Below are 16,792 nucleotides of genomic sequence, written 5' to 3' on the forward strand. Positions count from 1 at the left end.
GACATGGCATTGATCCATGTCCCGTATACCGACTCTCTTATTCCCGTAACACATACCTGTTGTCGGCAGTTTTTTGTTATATACATTAAGTCTAGCGCAACCTGCCGGCTCTTTCAATACTTTTTTCTACAGTCAACATTCCGTTGCTCTCTCAATATATCATCCTGAGGTGCTTCCATGCCACGTCCGAATAGACGTTTCACAAACCCCCAGCCTCCTATTTTCTCCTTTATTACATCCCCAACCGGTTTCTCCTCCAGTCCCCAGTCATCATATTGCTCCTCTTCTTCATCATCTTCATATTCATCTCCATATTCATAAAGATCTTCTTCATAATCTTCCTCTTCCGCTTCTTGATCCTCGTATTCTTCCTCCTGATTATTTAAAATTTCCTCAATCACCTGGCAGATCTGATAATTTTCCGCGAGCGTCATTTTATGGAGGGCATAGGAAATATAAATCCCGGAACGATCCTGATAATCGGTCTCTCTGACAAAAAATTCTGTCAGTTCATGAAAGCTTTCCGCGATTCCCTGTTCATTGGCCGGATAATAGCAAAAATAATACCGTCCTTTCTCACAGAAAATACTTCTCGGGTCCAGCAGCAACTGATTCGGGCTTAGCAGATAGTCTCTCATTTCTTCCATAACCGCCAGCAGATCTTCGATAATCGCTATAATCATTTCGTAGGTAACCGGTCCTTTCTGCGTCAGAAATTCCAGTGAATGTTTTCCCTGGATTTCATACTCATACCGGCTTCTTCCGTTTACTCCACGCCCTTTCACCTGCAGAAGTCCGCAGATTTCATTATTTGCCAGCATTTTCAGCTGATAGTCCGATTGATAAAATCTGTCTGATTCGACAATAAAATAGGATGTATTCAGGTCTCTCCGGTATCCGATTTTCAGGTTCCTGTTTCTGCTGCCTTTTTTAGTTTCCTCATATCCCGGATCTTTCTCTCCGGCTCGACAAGTGCTGCTTTTGCTTCGACTGTAATCTTCATTCTTTTCCTCGATGCTTGAGCTGAAATCCACACATACTCCTTCTGACATTCTACTTCTACCTCTGCTTTCCGAAAAAGAATCATCTTTCCGGAAATTCTTTCTTTCCATAATTGTTGTATTTCTTCTTTCTGAAAAGGCGGTTCTTTTTTCTGCTTTCTTCCCGCAATCACCGCGGTCTCATAAGCGGTTCCTGTTAGAATATTTTTATCATGGTAGTAGAAAACCGCCATGATGACCCCATAAGTCAAAAGCAGGACCGCCGAAACAAGAACTGCTGCTTCCACAGTAAAACTACCACTCCATTTTTCTTCTACCATCCGATCACTCCCAAATATCCGGCTGTCAAAAAGGGGAGAAACGGGAATGTATCTTTATATCCGCCATTTTGCAGTACTACTTTTCCCAGACTCCAAATCCCTGCCGCAAAAAAGGCAATGCTCAAAACGGCTGCCAGTTTCCAGATTCCCATATACACACCCAGTACAAAAATCATCCAGCTGTCTGCAAACCCGAGCGCTTCATCTGTACATTTGCTGACGATCAGAAATGCACTGCCGGCCAGAGCACCCCAGACATAAATCCAGGTTCCGCTTCCGATTCCTATAAGCCGTGTCAGCGCTGCCAGCGCGCTTCCGCAAAGCAGAAGCCATCTCGGAACCGCACGGATGCGGATATCATATGCCGAACAAACTGCCTGAAAAATTAAAAACAAGGCATTGCAGATTTTTATTTCCCACACTTTGAGCACGCTCCTTTCCCTGCTGTCTCCGAAACCGGAACCGCGTAAATCTTTCGCTTCAGACCGCTGCAGGACATGGACGTGTGATATTTACTTCCGTAGTCCGTGACATATACTCCCATTCCTGCCACATTTTGTCCGCATCTTTCACAAGGATAATACTTCCCGCCCGACGCATTTCGCAATTCCTCCAGCCCGGAGTACGGAACCATATGGATCGACAGATCCAGATAGGAGCAGTGGTAGTCCTGATGATACACTACCCCGTTTTCTGTCACATACACAATCTTCTGCTCCGCCTGGACAGGGATAGACGATTCATAGCCGCACCACCCTTTTATCCGGATGCTCTCTTCTTTTTCTACATTGAAGATTCCAAATACCGGAACAGGGATCTCCACCGTATACGATGTGTTCAGATACAAAATCTGATTCATAAGATCCACGTAGGAACTGCTGCAGTCAATCCCGGAAGCACCTCCTTTTACCATGCTACGGTTCAGCCGTTCTGTGCTGACTTCCTCCCGGATATCCTCCTCCAGTTCTTCTGTACTGACAAATGGATTTAGATAAGCCTGTTCCGCATATTTTCTGCCCGCATACTGCATCCCCGCCCGGATATTTGTCTGTACTGCCATCACCTCAAACAAGTATAAAAAGGCCAGTACCGCAAACAGGAAAAGAGGAACCACAAAGGCTGCTTCCACAGTCATACTTCCTCCAGAAAAGGAGGTAAAGACAGGTGCCTTTAAGGTACACTTCTTATTTCGTGGGGAAAGCTGCTTCCATCTATGAAGCGAATCAGAATCTGTCTCCTTTCTATATATTTTAGGGTCTGAAAATTCGTTGACCATGGTTTGTATGTAGTTTAAATCACCTGAGTTGTCACAAAAAGGCACCTCGCTTTACCTCCTTTCTGTATATCAGACTGATCTGTCAGATATGAAATAAGAACTGTTTTCACAGATTTGTTATTGATATGCATAATATGTCGAAAATTGGTACGTAATTCCTCTTCTGAGTCTGCATGTACTTTGAATCCTGAGTTTTGTAATACAGGCATCGGCCTGAAAAAACGGACAGTCCAGCCGCATCTTCATATTCCATTCAATCAGATCCAGCATTCGGAGCCGCAGCGTTTCTTTGGATTCCAGAAGAAACAGCATCTTCATGTAGTCATCGTACCCGAATCCGCTTTCTCCGGCTTCACTTGCTCCGGAGTCGTCTTTTGTCCCAAGCTTTAGCAGGCCTGAGAGACTCAGCTTCCATGTCTCTTTACTCTTGGCCGCCGGCACCTTTCCCCCGGCAGTCAGTGTCCGAAGATCCATCACGCTCTCCCCGTATGCCCAGGCCATCAGGATGATCTGGCATACTACATCCGTCAGTTCCGGATTTCCCATCAGGGTACTTACTACACCGGCCAGCACTTTTGCTTCCGCCTTCTTCGTCTCGTCTGTCTGAAGATAGAAATAATTCGGTGCCATTCGGAGATTTCGGATTTTATCCAGTACTTCCTGCAGATTTTCCATGTCATCTGTATTTCCGCCGATCAGGTATTCCTGTTCGTATTCCAGCGGACGATTTTCTCCCGGACTGATATAGCTTCCAAAATGCTCCGGAATATAGGCAATAAAATACAACTTTTCGTTTCCCGTTTCCTCTGTGGCAGGTACATCTCCCTTGCCTTCCCGTCTCTCCCGCCCGGAAATTCCCGGAGTTCCTTCCACACTTTTCTGTGAAATGGTCCGGTCTTTCGGCAGAACAATCTCCGTCAGTACTTTCCTTTTCAGCTTCTGCAAAATCCCCAGCGGATTTTCCGTCTCCTCCCCGCTTCCTTCGGAAGAGCCTTCCGATGTCCCGTGAGATGCCAGAATCTCATCCATCTTCTTTTCTGTCTCCTCTTCCTGCTGCTGATACTTTTCGGCCTCTTCTTCCTGTTTTTTCGCCTCATCTTCTTTCCCGATCAGATCCTTGATAATATCGATTCCGAACCTGTTCTCCATATATCTGCAGACCTGATCCGCGAACTCCCGGCCTTTTCCGTCACTCAAAAAGCGGACGGCTTCCACCTGACTCTCTCCTGCAACCGCTCCATATACGGTTATACGGTTCAATACTCTTTCTTCCGAATAATTTCCTGTCTCGTACGTACCGTCCAGTCCGAAAAGATCATACTCTTCCAGAAGTTCCTTCTGATACTCCGCAAACAATGATTCCACCGCCCGCTCCGTGTCCGCCCGCCTGATATTCTTTGATGTCTGAATGGACGCACTCTCTAAAATCCCGGCTGTAAACGTCAGCAGAATCAGGATCAAAAGGCTCATCATCAATGTCAGCTGTGCATCTTCTTTCTTTTTTCCGGCCGGAATCATGTTTCTAAATCTTTCCGCTTTCACTTGTAATTTTATTGAAAATCGTCTGAACGAGCTCTGTCAGCTGGGTCTTGAAGATAATGACAAGTCCGATCAGTACAACGAGAATCAATATGATTTCCACCACTCCAATTCCACTTTCATCTTTCAGACATTCTTCTATCCTGTTCCAAATTCGTCTTGCATTCATCTGTAACCACAACATTTTGCATCCTCCTTTGTTTCCTGTCTTTGGATTCCTTCAAATTCCCATGCTCCAGAAGGCCGGTACAATAACAATGACCAGTACCACTGCCAGCATCATGATCATCGGCACGAGAAGTTTCGTTCCTGTCTCCTCGCCCTTTCTCTTTGCCCGCGCTTTCCGGTCCTCAAAGGCATGAACCGCTTCCAGACTGAGCAGTTCTGTAATGCCTCTCGTTCCTTTTCTCAGATTCTGGGAAAGAAGAAGTCCAAGTCGCATATATTCCTGTATCTGGCACCGTTTTCCGAAATTCTCATATCCTTCTCCTTCCGGTACACCTCCCTGCATTTCAAAACATGTCCGCATCATCTCCTCATAAGCCGGCCGTTTTCCCCCGGTCTCCCGTCTTTCCTGATAGTTTTCCACAATCTTGTACCATGCTCCTTTCACAGTCATCCCTGCACCGATCAGCAGGGAAAACTGTTCCAGAATCTCCGGATAATCTCTGAGAAGCTGCTCTTTTCTGGCTCTTGCCGCATCATTTACCTTCTGCCTTCTCCATGCAGCGGCCGCCACAAAGACCAGCACTCCCATTCCCATCACCTGATACCCGTTGACGGTTGACCGGTATCCCCAGGAAACCTTTCTTCCCGCAATTTCATCCGGAAGATACAGCGCTTCGTCCTCCCTGCTGATTTCGTTCTCTGAATCCACCAACTGCTCCAGAGCTTCTACGATCTCATCCGGATTCCGAAGCTTCGGCGGATACAGCGTCACTGTTATATCCCTCGTCCGCTCTACTGCTTCATCCGCTCCCTGATCAAAGCTTAAAACAGCTGTCAGCTGAACCCCGATTCCTTCTTTCGGGATTTCCTCCTTAAGACTTCCGTCTATACTTATGTACTGATAATCGTCCAGCGTCCATTGAACGGATACCGGATAATCCGGAAGAGAAGTCAACAGATTCAAATCTGACGTAACATGCTCCAGATCCTGATTCTCTCCCAGAATTCTCTTTTCCAGCTTCTCTGCCTCGTCCGTAAGGATCTTTTCTGCCTCCTCTTTCGTATATCCCTGCTCATCCACCCGGATCTGAATCGGGATATCTGCATCCACTCCCTCGACCGTCGCAAACACCGTTTCATTCCGGCTTCCGCCGCCTTTCTGATTTCTTCCAATCTTCCCGTCTTTCACCGGCCTGTCCTGTCCCGTCCATATAAAAACGGCCACGCTGATTGTGTTGACAAGAAAGAAAAACCAGATTCCCTTTCTGATCCGCTTTCTTTTTTCCCTGTTTCTTATCTTCCCTTTTCCTGTTTTCCAAAGCAGGACCAGCAAAATTAAATATGCTGCTCCGGTCACTGCTATTGCTTTTATGTCCATCCTCTCACACCTCAATCTGTATCATACGAAACCCGGTTCCAAACGCTGCCAGATATAAAACGAGACATCCTGTCATGACCGCCCTGCCCGGGACTCCCTGATAAAGAACTTCCATAAATTCCGGAAAGCTGAGCATCATATAGGCGATCATTCCAAATGGAATTACTGCCATGACAAGAAACTCCATCTTTTTGGCGGAGATTACAGTTTCGATTTCCTGATTCAGCTCCTCCTTCTCCTGAATCTGAGAAATTGTCTGCCGGATCACTCTTGCCATATTTCCCCCGCTCTTTTTTACAGTCGCAGTGACCGTAACAAAATTTCTGACATCCTCCTGATCTATCCGTTCGGAAAACTCCTCCAGGATCCGCTCTACTCCAATATTCATCTTCATCTGCCGGATCATATAATTCCATTCCTTTAAGATCCGGTCCTGCTCCCGGTACATGATCCGCATTTCCTTTCCCGCTTCCAGCAGAGAATTTTCCAGAGAATATCCCACATTTAAGGCGGCGGACACCGACTGAAGCGCATCCAGAAACTGTCTTGTAAATTCTCTTTCTTTTCTTCTTAATTTTTCCTTTTCCCAGACATACAGAAATGTTCCTCCCACCGGGAGCAGAAGTACCAGTGCCGCCACTGTGGACCGGTAGAATAAAAGCGCTGTCAGCCCGGCCGCTCCCACGGCTCCAAGGCATCCTGTCAGATATTCTCCCTTTCTAATATCCTGCCGCCAGCAGTTTTTCTTTTTTCTGTAATTCCTCTTTTTTAACAAGACTTCCCCTCACTTTCCCGTGGCTGCTTCCTTTCTCCTGAAACTCATACAGTGTATGCATCTGTATTCTGCCTTCCTCATATCCAGTAATTTCAAGAATCTCAAGGACCTTCCGGGTCTTGTCCCGCATCCTTCCAAGATGGATGATAATATCAATCCCGGATGCTATCTGTCTTTGTACCGCTTCGATCGGAATCTCCATCCCCATGAGCACCATGGTTTCCAGCCTTCCTATCATATCCTTCGGACTGTTTCCATGACCGGTACTTAAGGAACCGTCATGCCCCGTATTCATAGCCTGCAGCATATCGATCGTCTCTGCGCTTCGCACCTCACCTACAATCACTCGGTCCGGACGCATCCGAAGTGCCGTCCGGATCAACTCACGGATATCAATTTCTCCTTCTCCTTCCATGTTGGCATTCCGGGCTTCCAGCCTTACGAGATTGGGCAGAGACTGTAATTTCAGTTCCGCGTTGTCCTCGATAGTAATAATCCTCTCGTCCTCCGGTATAAACTGGGAAAGGGCATTGAGAAATGTCGTCTTTCCGGAACCGGTGCCGCCGCTGATAAACATGTTGTACTTTGCCTTTACAAGCTTTTCCAGAAATTCCGCAGCTTCTTTGGAGATACTTCCCCAGGCAATCAGCCGTTTCATCGTAATTCCTTCTTTCGGGAACTTCCGGATTGTAATAATCGGACCGTTGAGCGCCACCGGTGGAAGCACCAGGTTGACCCTGGAGCCGTCCGGAAGCCTTGCGTCCACGATCGGTTCCGCCTCATTGACTGTCCGGTTGCAGCCGGAGGCAATCTGCTGCGCGATATCTTCCAGCTTTTTCCGGGATACAAATCTTTTTTCATACTGATAAATCTCTCCTCCCTTTTCCACAAAAATATTTTCCAGTCCATTAATCATGATCTCAGTGATCGACTCGTCCTCCAGAAGTTCCTGGAGAATATCCAGCTTTCTGAATGCATTAAACAGATCTCTACCAAATTCCATCTTCATCCGGAGCGGAATGTACTTGTCTTTGGTATACTCTTCCAGCACCTGATAAATCAATTCGACCAGTTCGCCATCTTCGATTTCTCTCGACAGATCCAGCTTCGCCATGACCTGCTCCTGCAGCTTTTCCATATGCAGTGTTCTTATCATACTGTAATGCCTTCTTTACACATATTTCCGGCTCCCCCTTCATCTCTGTCATCCGCGCCTTCTGCCGCAGCTTCCTGCATCCCATCAGTTCCAGTGTGTCAAAAAACTGCTCCAGTTTCCGCTCTTCGTCCTCGTCTTCGATATAGGGAAGGTACCACTCATCACACATCTTCAGAATTTCAAACAGGCCCTGAACACTTTCACTGAGATCGAGGATCATATTTTGATACGGACCTTTCTTCAGGATCTGAAGAATCAGAGAATTCCAGTCCTCCCATGCCACCTCTTTCAAATCCCGGCTCACCGGTATCGGATCCAGAACAGCAAGTCCTTCCTGATCCTGCACCATAGATGTCAGACGCAGCCCCAGATGATTCTGCTCCTGGCGGGAATAATAGAGAAGATCCGCCAGAGATGCGCTCTTTTCTTCCCTGTGCATTCCCCATCCGGGATATTCCTGCATATTAATATAAAGTGTCTCTTCATCTCTGGACAGCTCATATCCGAGCGCCCTCGCAAAACGTGTTTTCCCGATTCTGTGAATAGGAGAATAAACGACAATCAGACGCTGATTATCTCTGCGCGGCACCTGAAACAGGCCTGCACGGTCGTGATCCAGGCATACTTCCATGATCCTGGCAAAAATCTTATGGACGGACTGGTATTTATAGACCGGGACCTCCTCTTCCCCCACCTCTGCTCCTTCCTGACTTGTCAGCACAAATCTTCTGGCAGCTCTGCTTGTCTGCCTCTTCTCGTAGGGAATCTCATCCCCGATCAGCAGAAGTTCTGCTTCCTGAAACTCCTCCAGTCTTTCTTCCTGCTCAAAAGAGGTGCAGACCTGTACCTGAAGATCCAGCTCTTCCCTGTCGGCAATCATATCTGCAAGCCGCAGTACATACAACTCCTCTTCTCCGCATATAATCATTTGTCTGTTCATGAATCATTACAGCCGATTCGGCTCTGATATAGATAAGCGCTTTCCCGACGCTTTTCAAATAAGACTCCGGGTGATCCGGATAAAACAAAAGAATTTTGTTTTGTGATATGCATTATAGACCGGTTTAGGAGTTTTGTCCACCGGTTTTTTTCATTTCCCTGATCTTTGTGAAACTCTCACAAAATTTCCCAGCATACAATGCCATAAAGGAGCGCAACCCCAGGAAGTCCAAGGATTCCGCCTGTCAAAACGGTAAACGGATTTAATCCTACGGCAACCGGTATTTTCTGAGAATCCAGAAACTGATTCACAAAAAAGATAACAGCCGCCCCAAGAACAGCCCGGACAATAAAGTTGATGATGATCTCGATTCCCTTTTCTTTCATCTCATACTCCCCGCTTCTTTTAGTACATTCTATTCTTCCAAACTGGTATTTTATTCCTGTTTTTGTACATACTATAACTATAACTTTAGGAAGGAAGGGATATCATGCCAACAAACACGAATCACCATTATGAAGCCGATGTTTATCTCAGAAGTTCTTATTCTGATCTTATAACGGAGATTGCACTTGTCAGGAAGGAGATCGAAGCTGCCGACAATCTCTTTCAAAACGCCTCTGATCCGGATTTGATTGACAGCTATATTTTTCAGGGGAATGCCGCCCGTAAACGATACAGTTTTCTTATCAAGCAGGCCAAACGAACCCCTGCATTAACATAGGTCCACCGAAAAAGGGACGTCAAAAACAACGTCCCTTTTCGCATAATTATTTCTATTCATCCGGTTATCATCCTGCATACCGGCAGAGCTTTTCTCCTGACAAAAATGATGTAAATCGCACATGCCGGTCCATCCAGCTGCCCATTACCCCTACACTTTTCCCCATTGTAAATGCCGCCAGAATCGTTCCGGCTCCCAATCCATCCAGATGTCCCAGAAAAATTCCTGTCATTCCGGCAGTCACAGCCAGACAGATAACATCAAAAGAAATTTTTATTTTCGAATACGTGATTCCTGTAATCTGCTCCATCTCCCGCGGGAAAAGGTCCGTCGGCACAATCGGAAGACGGCATCGGTTTGACAACGCGATTCCGAAACTGATCAGAAGATAACTGACAACAAAATAGATGACACGCCAACCGGTTGTCTCCGGCAGAATATGAATCCATAATTCATGAACGTCCAGTAATTCTCCGAACACGAATCCCACCACAAAGCTGAAAAGATATTCCGGGACAAAGCGTTTCCTCAAAATCATAAGGCTCAGTATCAGAAGCCCTTGAAACAGATAGGTTCATGTCCCAAGTGAAAGATGCGGAAAGACCTCCGAAAAAGCAAACGGCACACTGGAGATGGCAGATATTCCGGATCCGGAATACAACATCAGTACTACTCCAAACGTATTCATAATAACAGCCGCCACAAGTGCCGCTTCTCCTCTCCACACCGGTTTCTCAGCTTCCATCTGTTTCTCCCTCATTTTTTCTTTCCTCCTCATAAGATATCCTTGCACTTTCCATCCATTCAGTTTAGTATGGAGATAAATGGTTCGCAAATGAATAATTTGCATAAAATTATAAAATTTTTTTATGATTTAGATGATACCGTTATGGAAGGGAAGGACGTGCCTGTATGAACTTATTTTATCTACGTTACTTTGTCACCCTGGCGCATGTACAGCATTATACAAAAGCAGCCGCGCAGCTCTGTATTTCACAGCCAAATTTAAGCCATGCAATCGCACAGCTTGAACAGGAGCTTGGGGTTCCCCTCTTTGAAAAAAGCGGGCGAAATACAACTCTCACCCGTTTTGGCGAAGAATTCCTTGACTGCGCAGAACACACATTATCTACTCTGGATGCCGGAATGGAATCTATCCGACGCAGTGCACGGGGCGAAGGGCTGATCCGCCTTGGACTTCTGCGGACGCTGGGAGTCGAGTTTGTCCCTCGTCTGGCATCTGCCTTTTTAAAAGCACACCCCGATCTGGATCTCCAGTTTACCTTTCATACCGGGGTGACACAAAGCCTTCTGGACGGCCTTTCAAAGCGGAAATATGACCTGGTCTTCTGTTCTCATCCGCCGGACAGACTGAACTTCACAGCGGTTCCGGTACAGAAGCAGGATCTTGTTCTGATTGTCCCAAAAGGACATCCGCTTGCCTCCCGCCATACTGTTGACCTGGCCGAGACAGCTCCCTACCCACAGATCTTTTTTGATAAAAGCTCAGGTATCCGTGCCGTGGTTGATCAGATGTTTTCCGACATAAACACAGAACCAAAGATCGCCTACGAGACAGAAGAGGATCAGGTCATTGCCGGGCTGACTGCACAAGGCTTTGGTATTGCAGTCGTACCTTATATGGATTTACTCTTAAAGCTGGATCTCAAGATTCTGCAGATCAATACCCCCGCATGTGAACGAAATCTTTTTATGGTACACGACAGCCGCATCTTTCTGCCGCCATGCGTGCAGCATTTTCGACAGTTTGTACTTGACAGTACTGTCCTCCCCGGGCAGGAACTCATCTAGTTTTTTTATAGTTTCATCAGTATTTCGCATAATGAATAAAGAGGGGCATCCGGATTCCCTGGAATCTCAGAATGTCCCTCTTTATAGATACTTCCTGATCAGGAAGCAGAATTTATAATTTAATCTTTACTTCCCGGCCTGTCCGGTGATACTGATAGTATCTTACTCCTGCTGAATCCATCATCCGTTTTGATGCAATCACAGAGGCGGTGTCCTCATACTTGTCACAGTCATAAATTACTTCTTTAATGCCTGCCTGGATAATGGCTTTTGCACATTCATTACACGGAAACAGGGAAACATAAATCTTGGCTCCTTTCAAGCTGCCTCCCCCATAATTCAGAATAGCATTCAACTCGCTGTGGACCGCATACACATATTTGGTCTCCAGCGGATCATCCCCCTCCCTGGCCCACGGGTACTCATCATCGGAGCAACCATTCGGCAGCCCGTTATAACCCATAGAAAGGATTTTATTATCCTGGCTCACAATGCAGCATCCTACCTGGGTATTCGGATCTTTGGAACGCATGCCGGACAGCATGGCAATTCCCATAAAATATTCGTCCCAGGACAGATAATCTTTTCTCTTGGCGTTCATTTTATCACCTTCCTGCTATTTGGTTCCGAAGATACGGTCTCCTGCATCTCCAAGCCCCGGTACAATATAGCCATGTTCATTCAGCTTTTCATCAAGCGCCCCAACATAAATGTCCACATCCGGATGGTCTTCCCGAAGCTTTTCCAGTCCTTCCGGTGCTGCAAGGATACAGAGGAATGTCATATTTTTTACCCCTTTTTCCTTCAGCATGGTGAGCGCCTCGGAACTGGATCCGCCTGTAGCAAGCATCGGATCTACCACGAAGACCTCTCTTTTATCGCAGTCTGACGGCAGCTTGCAGTAATATTCTACCGGCTGCAATGTTTCCGGATCTCTGTAAAGACCGATATGGCCGATCTTTGCCGCCGGAATCATCTTCAGAATTCCTTCCACCATTCCAAGGCCGGCACGAAGTATCGGGACAACAGCAAGCTTTCTGCCCGCCAGCTCTTTTCCTGTCATCTTGCAAATCGGCGTTTCAATCTCCACATCCGCAAGTTTCAGCCCTCTTGTCGCTTCATAGCACATCAGCATGGAGATCTCCTCAATGATCTCACGGAATTCTTTTGTTCCAACCTCTTTGCGGCGGATATAATCAATTTTATGGTGAACCAGCGGATGGTCCATTATATGTACTCTTCCCATTTTTCCTTTGCCTCCATATTCAGCTTTCTAGCCAGTTTTCTCATATAATTTTCCAACTCCATATAGGATTCCTCATATTCCTCCAGAGACTTTCCGTACATGGACTCCACTTCCTTTTCTTCTCCGATATATTCACCCAAAGTGAAAATGTTGCTGTGGAATCCATACTCTGTAATAATTTTTCTCTTCTGCGCTTTCTCCATTGTCAGAATCAGGGTATCCGGAGTAATATCTTTCTCCTCAAAAGGCAGGGCCTCATGCTCTGTCGTGTCCACACCATTTCTCCGCATAATTTCCTCTGCTTTCGGATTTAACGGCTCCGGAAACAGTACGATCATGCCCCTGGACTGAATGTCATATTCCTGCAGAAGAATCTGCCTCTGCAGAAGGCGCTCTGCCATCGGGCCTCGACAGTTATCATCCTTGCTCACAAAAATGATCTTCCGGTATTCCTGCAGCTTGATAATCTCGGAGGCAGGAATCCGCTTGTGGCCTGCCGCTTTTAATAGACGATTCATAATGGCGGTGTCGATTGCTTCTCCGAAAAAACCTTCACTGTAGATAATATCCACGCCTTCTTCGTCAAATTCCCTTAGAATTCCATACAGATTTTTCGTGATTGTCCGACGGTTTTCCCTGCTTCCGATACTTTTCACGGTTCCGTATGTATACTGACTCATCGTCTCCGCAGTAGCAATAATACCGATCCGGTATCCTTCTCCATTTTCTTTTTTCCCAAACATCGCCTTATCATATGCGAGCTGTTTGATCGCAAGAACTGTATCTGAAGGCTTCCCCTCGATCAGAATCATCTGCGCTTTCGGTGCATAATGACGGTATTTCATACCAGGAGCCTTTGGAGCCTGGCTGCTGTTCTCCGAAATCAGGGTCTGATCCATCCTGACCTCACCAATCACCTCTTCCAGCATTTCTTTCGTGACTGCACCCGGTCTTAGAATCATCGGCGGCACACAGGTCATATCCAGAATGGTGGATTCCACTCCAATATTGACACTGCCTCCATCCAGAATCATATCGATCTTTCCGTCCAGATCCTCCGCAACATGCTGTGCAGTCGTAGGACTCGGGCGCCCCGATGTATTTGCGCTCGGTGCAGAAACATAACCTCCGCCTTTCCGGATCAGCTGCAGCGCAATCTCGTCGTCCGGCATACGCACCGCAACCGTGTCAAGTCCTCCCGTCGTTCCGTACGGTACTCTTTCGTTTTTCTTCAAAATCAAGGTAAGCGGGCCCGGCCAGAACTTATCAACAAGCGTTCTTGTTCCTGCCGGAATTTCTTCCACAATTCCATCCAGTGCATCTTTCTCTGCAATATGTACAATCAGTGGATTATCAGAAGGTCTGCCTTTTGCCGCATATGTTTTTCTCGCCGCCTCCTCATCAAGCGCATTCGCCCCCAGGCCGTAAACGGTCTCCGTTGGAAATGCGACCAGGCCTCCCTGCTTTATGATTTCTCCCGCTGTTTCCATGATCGTTTCATCGATCTGCATTCTGTCAATTTTTTCTATTCTTGTTTCCATAAATTTTATTATAACACACTCATCCTCTTTTCGGAACCCTTCACTGCAGACATTCCTCGATACCATCGGCAATCACTCTGGCCAGGGAATTTTGATAATCCTCCTCCGTCAGTTTCTGAGCTTCGCTTTGATTACTCAGAAATCCGCATTCAATAATCAATGTCGGGACTTCTGTACGTTTCAGAAGATAGTAAGTCGTATTGCCCTTTACCGGCCGGTTTTTTGTCCCCTCCAGGTTTTCCATCTGCTTCTGCACGACCGAGGCCATCTCTTCCCCCTCTTTCGAATGCTCATAATAAAAAACCTGAACACCGCTCACATCCGGCGAAGGATAACTGTTCTGGTGAATACTAACCGCAAGCGCCGGGGCCGTCTCATTAATCAATTCTACCCGCCGCTTTAAATCCTGCACCTGCTTATTATCAGCATTTTCATCATACAGTCCCTGATCCTCTTCCCGTGTCATCAGAACCGAAATCCCCCTGGCCTCCAGTTCCTCCTTCAGCTTCCCTGCAATTTGAAGATTAATATCCTTTTCAAGCGCGTCATTAACACCGACCTTCCCCGGATCCTTCCCTCCGTGTCCGGCATCAATCACTACATCCGCCTTCTGCGCCTGTACTTCTCCCTGCGTCACTATACTCTCCACCTTCTGTATCCCGTACAACACAAAAACAAGAATCAGAAGTGCCAGTACCCACTTCACTTTATCCGCCATATTATAATCCCTTTCCGTTCCCGTCTTTAAAACAAATATATGAATAAAGACTGTACGATAGACTTTTCATCGGGGACGTGTTCCGATGAAAAGGAACCTGTCCCCGATGAAAAAAATCTGAAAATTCGAGTTTTTCCTTATTTTATGCGGGTTCCGAGCGTTTTTTTGCCGTTTACGTCGTGTACCTGTGCACCGGAACACGTCCCCTACAGCCTCCACAAAAATAACGGAGCCGCTTCGAGGCAAGCGGCTCCGTCTTTCTTTGTTCGTTATTCAGTTTTTATTTTCTTTTTGTATTCTGTTATCCGTTCACGTACCTGGAGATCAGTTCCCAGATACCTGATTTTTCGAATCCGAGTTTCCATGCGGCTGCTCCTGCAAGATCGTATTCCTGCATGACTTTGAGCTTGGCCTCCAGGGATTGTTCGTCTTCAAGCCATATTTTGTACGTGTTTCCGTCTGCAGTCCACTCTGCGTAGTTCTGCTGGGTCTCTTCATCCCAGGATGCTGTCACGCCTGCATTGGCCACAGCCGTTTCTGCCTCCTGCATGCCGATCGCCTGGCTTGTCAGGCCGCTGGATGATTCGATCCACAGCCTCGTGAAAAACGGAAGTCCGTTAATGACTTTCTCTTTTGGTACTTCTTTGAGTGTCTCTGTGATACCTTCTCTTACAAAGTCAATCGATGCAACAGAGCCGGCTTCTTCAGAGCCCGCGAAGTGTTCGTCATATCCCATGATGATCACGTAATCTGCTACAATGCCCTGTTCTTCTCTGTTGTAATGGCTTGTAAATCCAGGTACATAGTTATCCACGGAAAGAACGATCTGGTTCTTCCTGCACTCAACAGATAATTCCCGGATAAACTGAATATAGTGGTCGCTCATCTCCTCGGTGATCTGCTCGAAGTCCACGTTGATGCCGTCAAGTCCGCTGTTTTGTGCCTCGGTAATCAGCTGGCTGATCATATTGGCCCTGCTCTGTGTGTTGCTTAATACCGCAAGTGTATCGACCTGATTGGTAAAGTTGTCAACCAGCCCCCATATTTCCAGCCCTGCCTGATGTGCGGCATCCACATAGGCACTGCTTGCGAGAGACGTAATATTGCCGTTTGTATCCTGGATTGTGAACCAGGTTGGAGAAATTGTAGTCAGTCCTGTCGTTCCTGCAATGACGGAGGCCACATTTTCATTGGCCGCCTGGCTTGTAACCTGATGCCATGCCAGATTGATCTTGTAGTCTTTCTGAATATTGGTATATTCCGGCTCTTCATATTCAGATTTCCGTGTCTGTTTTTCGGCTTTTTCCAGGGTATTGGATTTCACATAGCCGATATACCCGTCCACGGTTCTCACTTTCATCCAGGATCCGGCTTCTTCGATGACAACCACGTCGTCTGATTTACTGATTTCAGTCAGGATCGGGCTCTTTACACCTCCCAGGATCCGGACCTCGGTATCTTTGCTCACCCTGGCGTGGTTTTCTTCCTTGTTGGTTACAATCACTGCTCTGTCCGGATTTTCATAGACATCCAGTGACATGTCCGTATATTCTTTTACAAAATCCAGCGCGAGATAAACGGTATCATTTTCCACTTTTACAATTTCATAGTCTCTCGTCTGTGTTCCATCTTCGGATTCAAATTCTGTCGCGCCAGCCGGAATGCTGAGCGTCCTGTCCGGTAAAGTATAAAGCAGCCGGTTTTCATTAGAGTCCCAGTAAAATCTCTGATTTACGTAATCGTGTACAGAATCGAAATCCAGATAGACTTCGCTTCCTTCTTTCATGCTCTTTACATCTGGAATCTGATTGTCGATCGCAAGTCCCACCTGGCTGGTGTCTGTAATACCAAAATACTCATTTTTATCTGCTTCTTCCCTCGACGGGCCATATCTGATCCATAATACTATTCCTGCTGCGATCACTGCGATAAGTAAGAGCAGAAGAAGAATCAGGATGCGTTTTCTTCTCTTTTTCCGTCTTCGGATCTGGCGGCGCATCTCAAGCTCTTTCTGGCGTCTGCTTTCCTGATTCCGGCGTCTTGGATCCTGCTGCTGTACCGGCCTTTGTCTTTTTCTGGCCGGCCGTCCATCCGGTCTCCTTTTGCCTCGTCTTTCATCCATGTCCATACCTCCTGTATACGCTCACATTATATCAAGATTTCTTCTGCACGTCATTAATAATTTTGACATTTTCGGC

General features: G+C 46.7%; 18 protein-coding genes and 1 pseudogene. 2 read left to right on the forward strand and 17 right to left on the reverse strand.

Annotated features, from left to right (window positions below; translation table 11 throughout):
* Positions 1 to 113 precede the first annotated feature (113 nt).
* The 11 genes from B5G11_RS16590 to B5G11_RS01250 all read right to left on the reverse strand — a co-directional run bounded on the left by B5G11_RS16590 (position 114) and on the right by B5G11_RS01250 (position 8,939).
* Complete coding sequence (locus tag B5G11_RS16590) at positions 114 to 1,016, reverse strand: DUF6382 domain-containing protein (RefSeq protein WP_242958855.1); 903 nt, start codon at positions 1,014 to 1,016, stop codon at positions 114 to 116.
* Positions 905 to 1,321 carry a TadE family protein gene (locus B5G11_RS01210; protein WP_087251874.1) on the reverse strand — a complete coding sequence of 139 codons (417 nt, stop codon included), beginning with the start codon at positions 1,319 to 1,321 and terminating at the stop codon, positions 905 to 907. The genes B5G11_RS16590 and B5G11_RS01210 overlap by 112 nt, the downstream gene beginning before the upstream one ends.
* Positions 1,315 to 1,743, reverse strand: a complete 429-nt coding sequence (locus B5G11_RS01215) for an A24 family peptidase (RefSeq protein WP_158099174.1) — start codon at positions 1,741 to 1,743, stop codon at positions 1,315 to 1,317. Before B5G11_RS01215 ends, B5G11_RS01210 begins: the two co-directional genes overlap by 7 nt.
* Entirely contained in the window at positions 1,731 to 2,456 is a 726-nt protein-coding gene (locus B5G11_RS01220) for a hypothetical protein (RefSeq protein ID WP_087251876.1), read from the reverse strand. Before B5G11_RS01220 ends, B5G11_RS01215 begins: the two co-directional genes overlap by 13 nt.
* Positions 2,457 to 2,714: 258 nt before the next feature.
* On the reverse strand, positions 2,715 to 4,115 hold the full coding sequence (locus B5G11_RS01225; RefSeq protein ID WP_087251877.1) for a DUF5702 domain-containing protein: 1,401 nt from the start codon (positions 4,113 to 4,115) through the stop codon (positions 2,715 to 2,717).
* A 4-nt stretch (positions 4,116 to 4,119) separates the two neighbouring features.
* Positions 4,120 to 4,320 carry a Flp1 family type IVb pilin gene (locus B5G11_RS01230; protein WP_330616860.1) on the reverse strand — a complete coding sequence of 67 codons (201 nt, stop codon included), beginning with the start codon at positions 4,318 to 4,320 and terminating at the stop codon, positions 4,120 to 4,122.
* A gap of 36 nt (positions 4,321 to 4,356) precedes the next feature.
* Positions 4,357 to 5,682: a type II secretion system F family protein gene (locus tag B5G11_RS01235; RefSeq protein WP_087251878.1), complete on the reverse strand. Its 1,326-nt coding sequence runs from the start codon at positions 5,680 to 5,682 to the stop codon at positions 4,357 to 4,359.
* Between the two features lie 4 nt (positions 5,683 to 5,686).
* The gene (locus tag B5G11_RS01240; RefSeq protein WP_087166562.1) at positions 5,687 to 6,457 is read right to left on the reverse strand and encodes a type II secretion system F family protein; all 771 of its coding nucleotides are present in this window, start codon (positions 6,455 to 6,457) and stop codon (positions 5,687 to 5,689) included.
* Entirely contained in the window at positions 6,402 to 7,544 is a 1,143-nt protein-coding gene (locus B5G11_RS01245; protein WP_242960062.1) for a CpaF family protein, read from the reverse strand. The genes B5G11_RS01240 and B5G11_RS01245 overlap by 56 nt, the downstream gene beginning before the upstream one ends.
* Entirely contained in the window at positions 7,447 to 8,553 is a 1,107-nt protein-coding gene (locus tag B5G11_RS16595) for a hypothetical protein (RefSeq protein ID WP_242958839.1), read from the reverse strand. Before B5G11_RS16595 ends, B5G11_RS01245 begins: the two co-directional genes overlap by 98 nt.
* 176 nt (positions 8,554 to 8,729) lie before the next feature.
* Positions 8,730 to 8,939 carry a pro-sigmaK processing inhibitor BofA family protein gene (locus B5G11_RS01250; protein WP_087166560.1) on the reverse strand — a complete coding sequence of 70 codons (210 nt, stop codon included), beginning with the start codon at positions 8,937 to 8,939 and terminating at the stop codon, positions 8,730 to 8,732.
* Positions 8,940 to 9,043: 104 nt separating this feature from the next.
* Here B5G11_RS01250 and B5G11_RS01255 point away from each other — a divergent pair, with 104 nt between their 5' ends.
* The gene (locus B5G11_RS01255) at positions 9,044 to 9,277 is read left to right on the forward strand and encodes a YaaL family protein (protein ID WP_087166559.1); all 234 of its coding nucleotides are present in this window, start codon (positions 9,044 to 9,046) and stop codon (positions 9,275 to 9,277) included.
* Positions 9,278 to 9,344: 67 nt separating this feature from the next.
* Here the strand turns inward: B5G11_RS01255 and B5G11_RS01260 are convergent.
* Positions 9,345 to 10,127, reverse strand: a pseudogene (locus B5G11_RS01260) (DUF6198 family protein).
* 62 nt (positions 10,128 to 10,189) lie between these two features.
* Here B5G11_RS01260 and B5G11_RS01265 point away from each other — a divergent pair.
* Complete coding sequence (locus B5G11_RS01265; protein ID WP_087251879.1) at positions 10,190 to 11,089, forward strand: LysR family transcriptional regulator; 900 nt, start codon at positions 10,190 to 10,192, stop codon at positions 11,087 to 11,089.
* A 112-nt stretch (positions 11,090 to 11,201) separates the two neighbouring features.
* On the opposite strand, the gene B5G11_RS01270 is transcribed toward B5G11_RS01265, so the two are convergent.
* The 5 genes from B5G11_RS01270 to B5G11_RS01290 form a co-directional block, all read right to left on the reverse strand.
* The gene (locus B5G11_RS01270; RefSeq protein ID WP_087166557.1) at positions 11,202 to 11,690 is read right to left on the reverse strand and encodes a dCMP deaminase family protein; all 489 of its coding nucleotides are present in this window, start codon (positions 11,688 to 11,690) and stop codon (positions 11,202 to 11,204) included.
* A 15-nt stretch (positions 11,691 to 11,705) separates the two neighbouring features.
* Positions 11,706 to 12,335 (reverse strand): uracil phosphoribosyltransferase, encoded by a 630-nt coding sequence (gene upp, locus B5G11_RS01275; protein ID WP_087166556.1) that lies wholly within the window; start codon positions 12,333 to 12,335, stop codon positions 11,706 to 11,708.
* On the reverse strand, positions 12,317 to 13,876 hold the full coding sequence (locus B5G11_RS01280) for an L-threonylcarbamoyladenylate synthase (RefSeq protein WP_087166910.1): 1,560 nt from the start codon (positions 13,874 to 13,876) through the stop codon (positions 12,317 to 12,319). Before B5G11_RS01280 ends, upp begins: the two co-directional genes overlap by 19 nt.
* A 40-nt stretch (positions 13,877 to 13,916) precedes the next feature.
* Positions 13,917 to 14,594: an N-acetylmuramoyl-L-alanine amidase gene (locus tag B5G11_RS01285; protein WP_087166555.1), complete on the reverse strand. Its 678-nt coding sequence runs from the start codon at positions 14,592 to 14,594 to the stop codon at positions 13,917 to 13,919.
* A gap of 301 nt (positions 14,595 to 14,895) precedes the next feature.
* Positions 14,896 to 16,716 (reverse strand): glycosyl hydrolase family 18 protein, encoded by a 1,821-nt coding sequence (locus tag B5G11_RS01290; protein ID WP_242958841.1) that lies wholly within the window; start codon positions 16,714 to 16,716, stop codon positions 14,896 to 14,898.
* Between the last annotated feature and the right edge of the window lie 76 nt (positions 16,717 to 16,792).

This window comes from Drancourtella sp. An57 (assembly GCF_002161525.1).
Classification (GTDB): domain Bacteria; phylum Bacillota; class Clostridia; order Lachnospirales; family Lachnospiraceae; genus Sellimonas; species Sellimonas catena.

Coding starts and splice junctions, on each gene's coding strand:
- B5G11_RS01210 (WP_087251874.1), bottom strand. CDS start 1,321: ATGGTAGAAGAAAAATGGAGTGGTAGTTTTACTGTGGAAGCAGCAGTT.
- B5G11_RS01220 (WP_087251876.1), bottom strand. CDS start 2,456: ATGACTGTGGAAGCAGCCTTTGTGGTTCCTCTTTTCCTGTTTGCGGTA.
- B5G11_RS01225 (WP_087251877.1), bottom strand. CDS start 4,115: ATGATTCCGGCCGGAAAAAAGAAAGAAGATGCACAGCTGACATTGATG.
- B5G11_RS01230 (WP_330616860.1), bottom strand. CDS start 4,320: ATGTTGTGGTTACAGATGAATGCAAGACGAATTTGGAACAGGATAGAA.
- B5G11_RS01235 (WP_087251878.1), bottom strand. CDS start 5,682: ATGGACATAAAAGCAATAGCAGTGACCGGAGCAGCATATTTAATTTTG.
- B5G11_RS16595 (WP_242958839.1), bottom strand. CDS start 8,553: ATGAACAGACAAATGATTATATGCGGAGAAGAGGAGTTGTATGTACTG.
- B5G11_RS01250 (WP_087166560.1), bottom strand. CDS start 8,939: ATGAAAGAAAAGGGAATCGAGATCATCATCAACTTTATTGTCCGGGCT.
- B5G11_RS01255 (WP_087166559.1), top strand. CDS start 9,044: ATGCCAACAAACACGAATCACCATTATGAAGCCGATGTTTATCTCAGA.
- B5G11_RS01265 (WP_087251879.1), top strand. CDS start 10,190: ATGAACTTATTTTATCTACGTTACTTTGTCACCCTGGCGCATGTACAG.
- B5G11_RS01270 (WP_087166557.1), bottom strand. CDS start 11,690: ATGAACGCCAAGAGAAAAGATTATCTGTCCTGGGACGAATATTTTATG.
- upp (WP_087166556.1), bottom strand. CDS start 12,335: ATGGGAAGAGTACATATAATGGACCATCCGCTGGTTCACCATAAAATT.
- B5G11_RS01280 (WP_087166910.1), bottom strand. CDS start 13,876: ATGGAAACAAGAATAGAAAAAATTGACAGAATGCAGATCGATGAAACG.
- B5G11_RS01285 (WP_087166555.1), bottom strand. CDS start 14,594: ATGGCGGATAAAGTGAAGTGGGTACTGGCACTTCTGATTCTTGTTTTT.
- B5G11_RS01290 (WP_242958841.1), bottom strand. CDS start 16,716: ATGGATGAAAGACGAGGCAAAAGGAGACCGGATGGACGGCCGGCCAGA.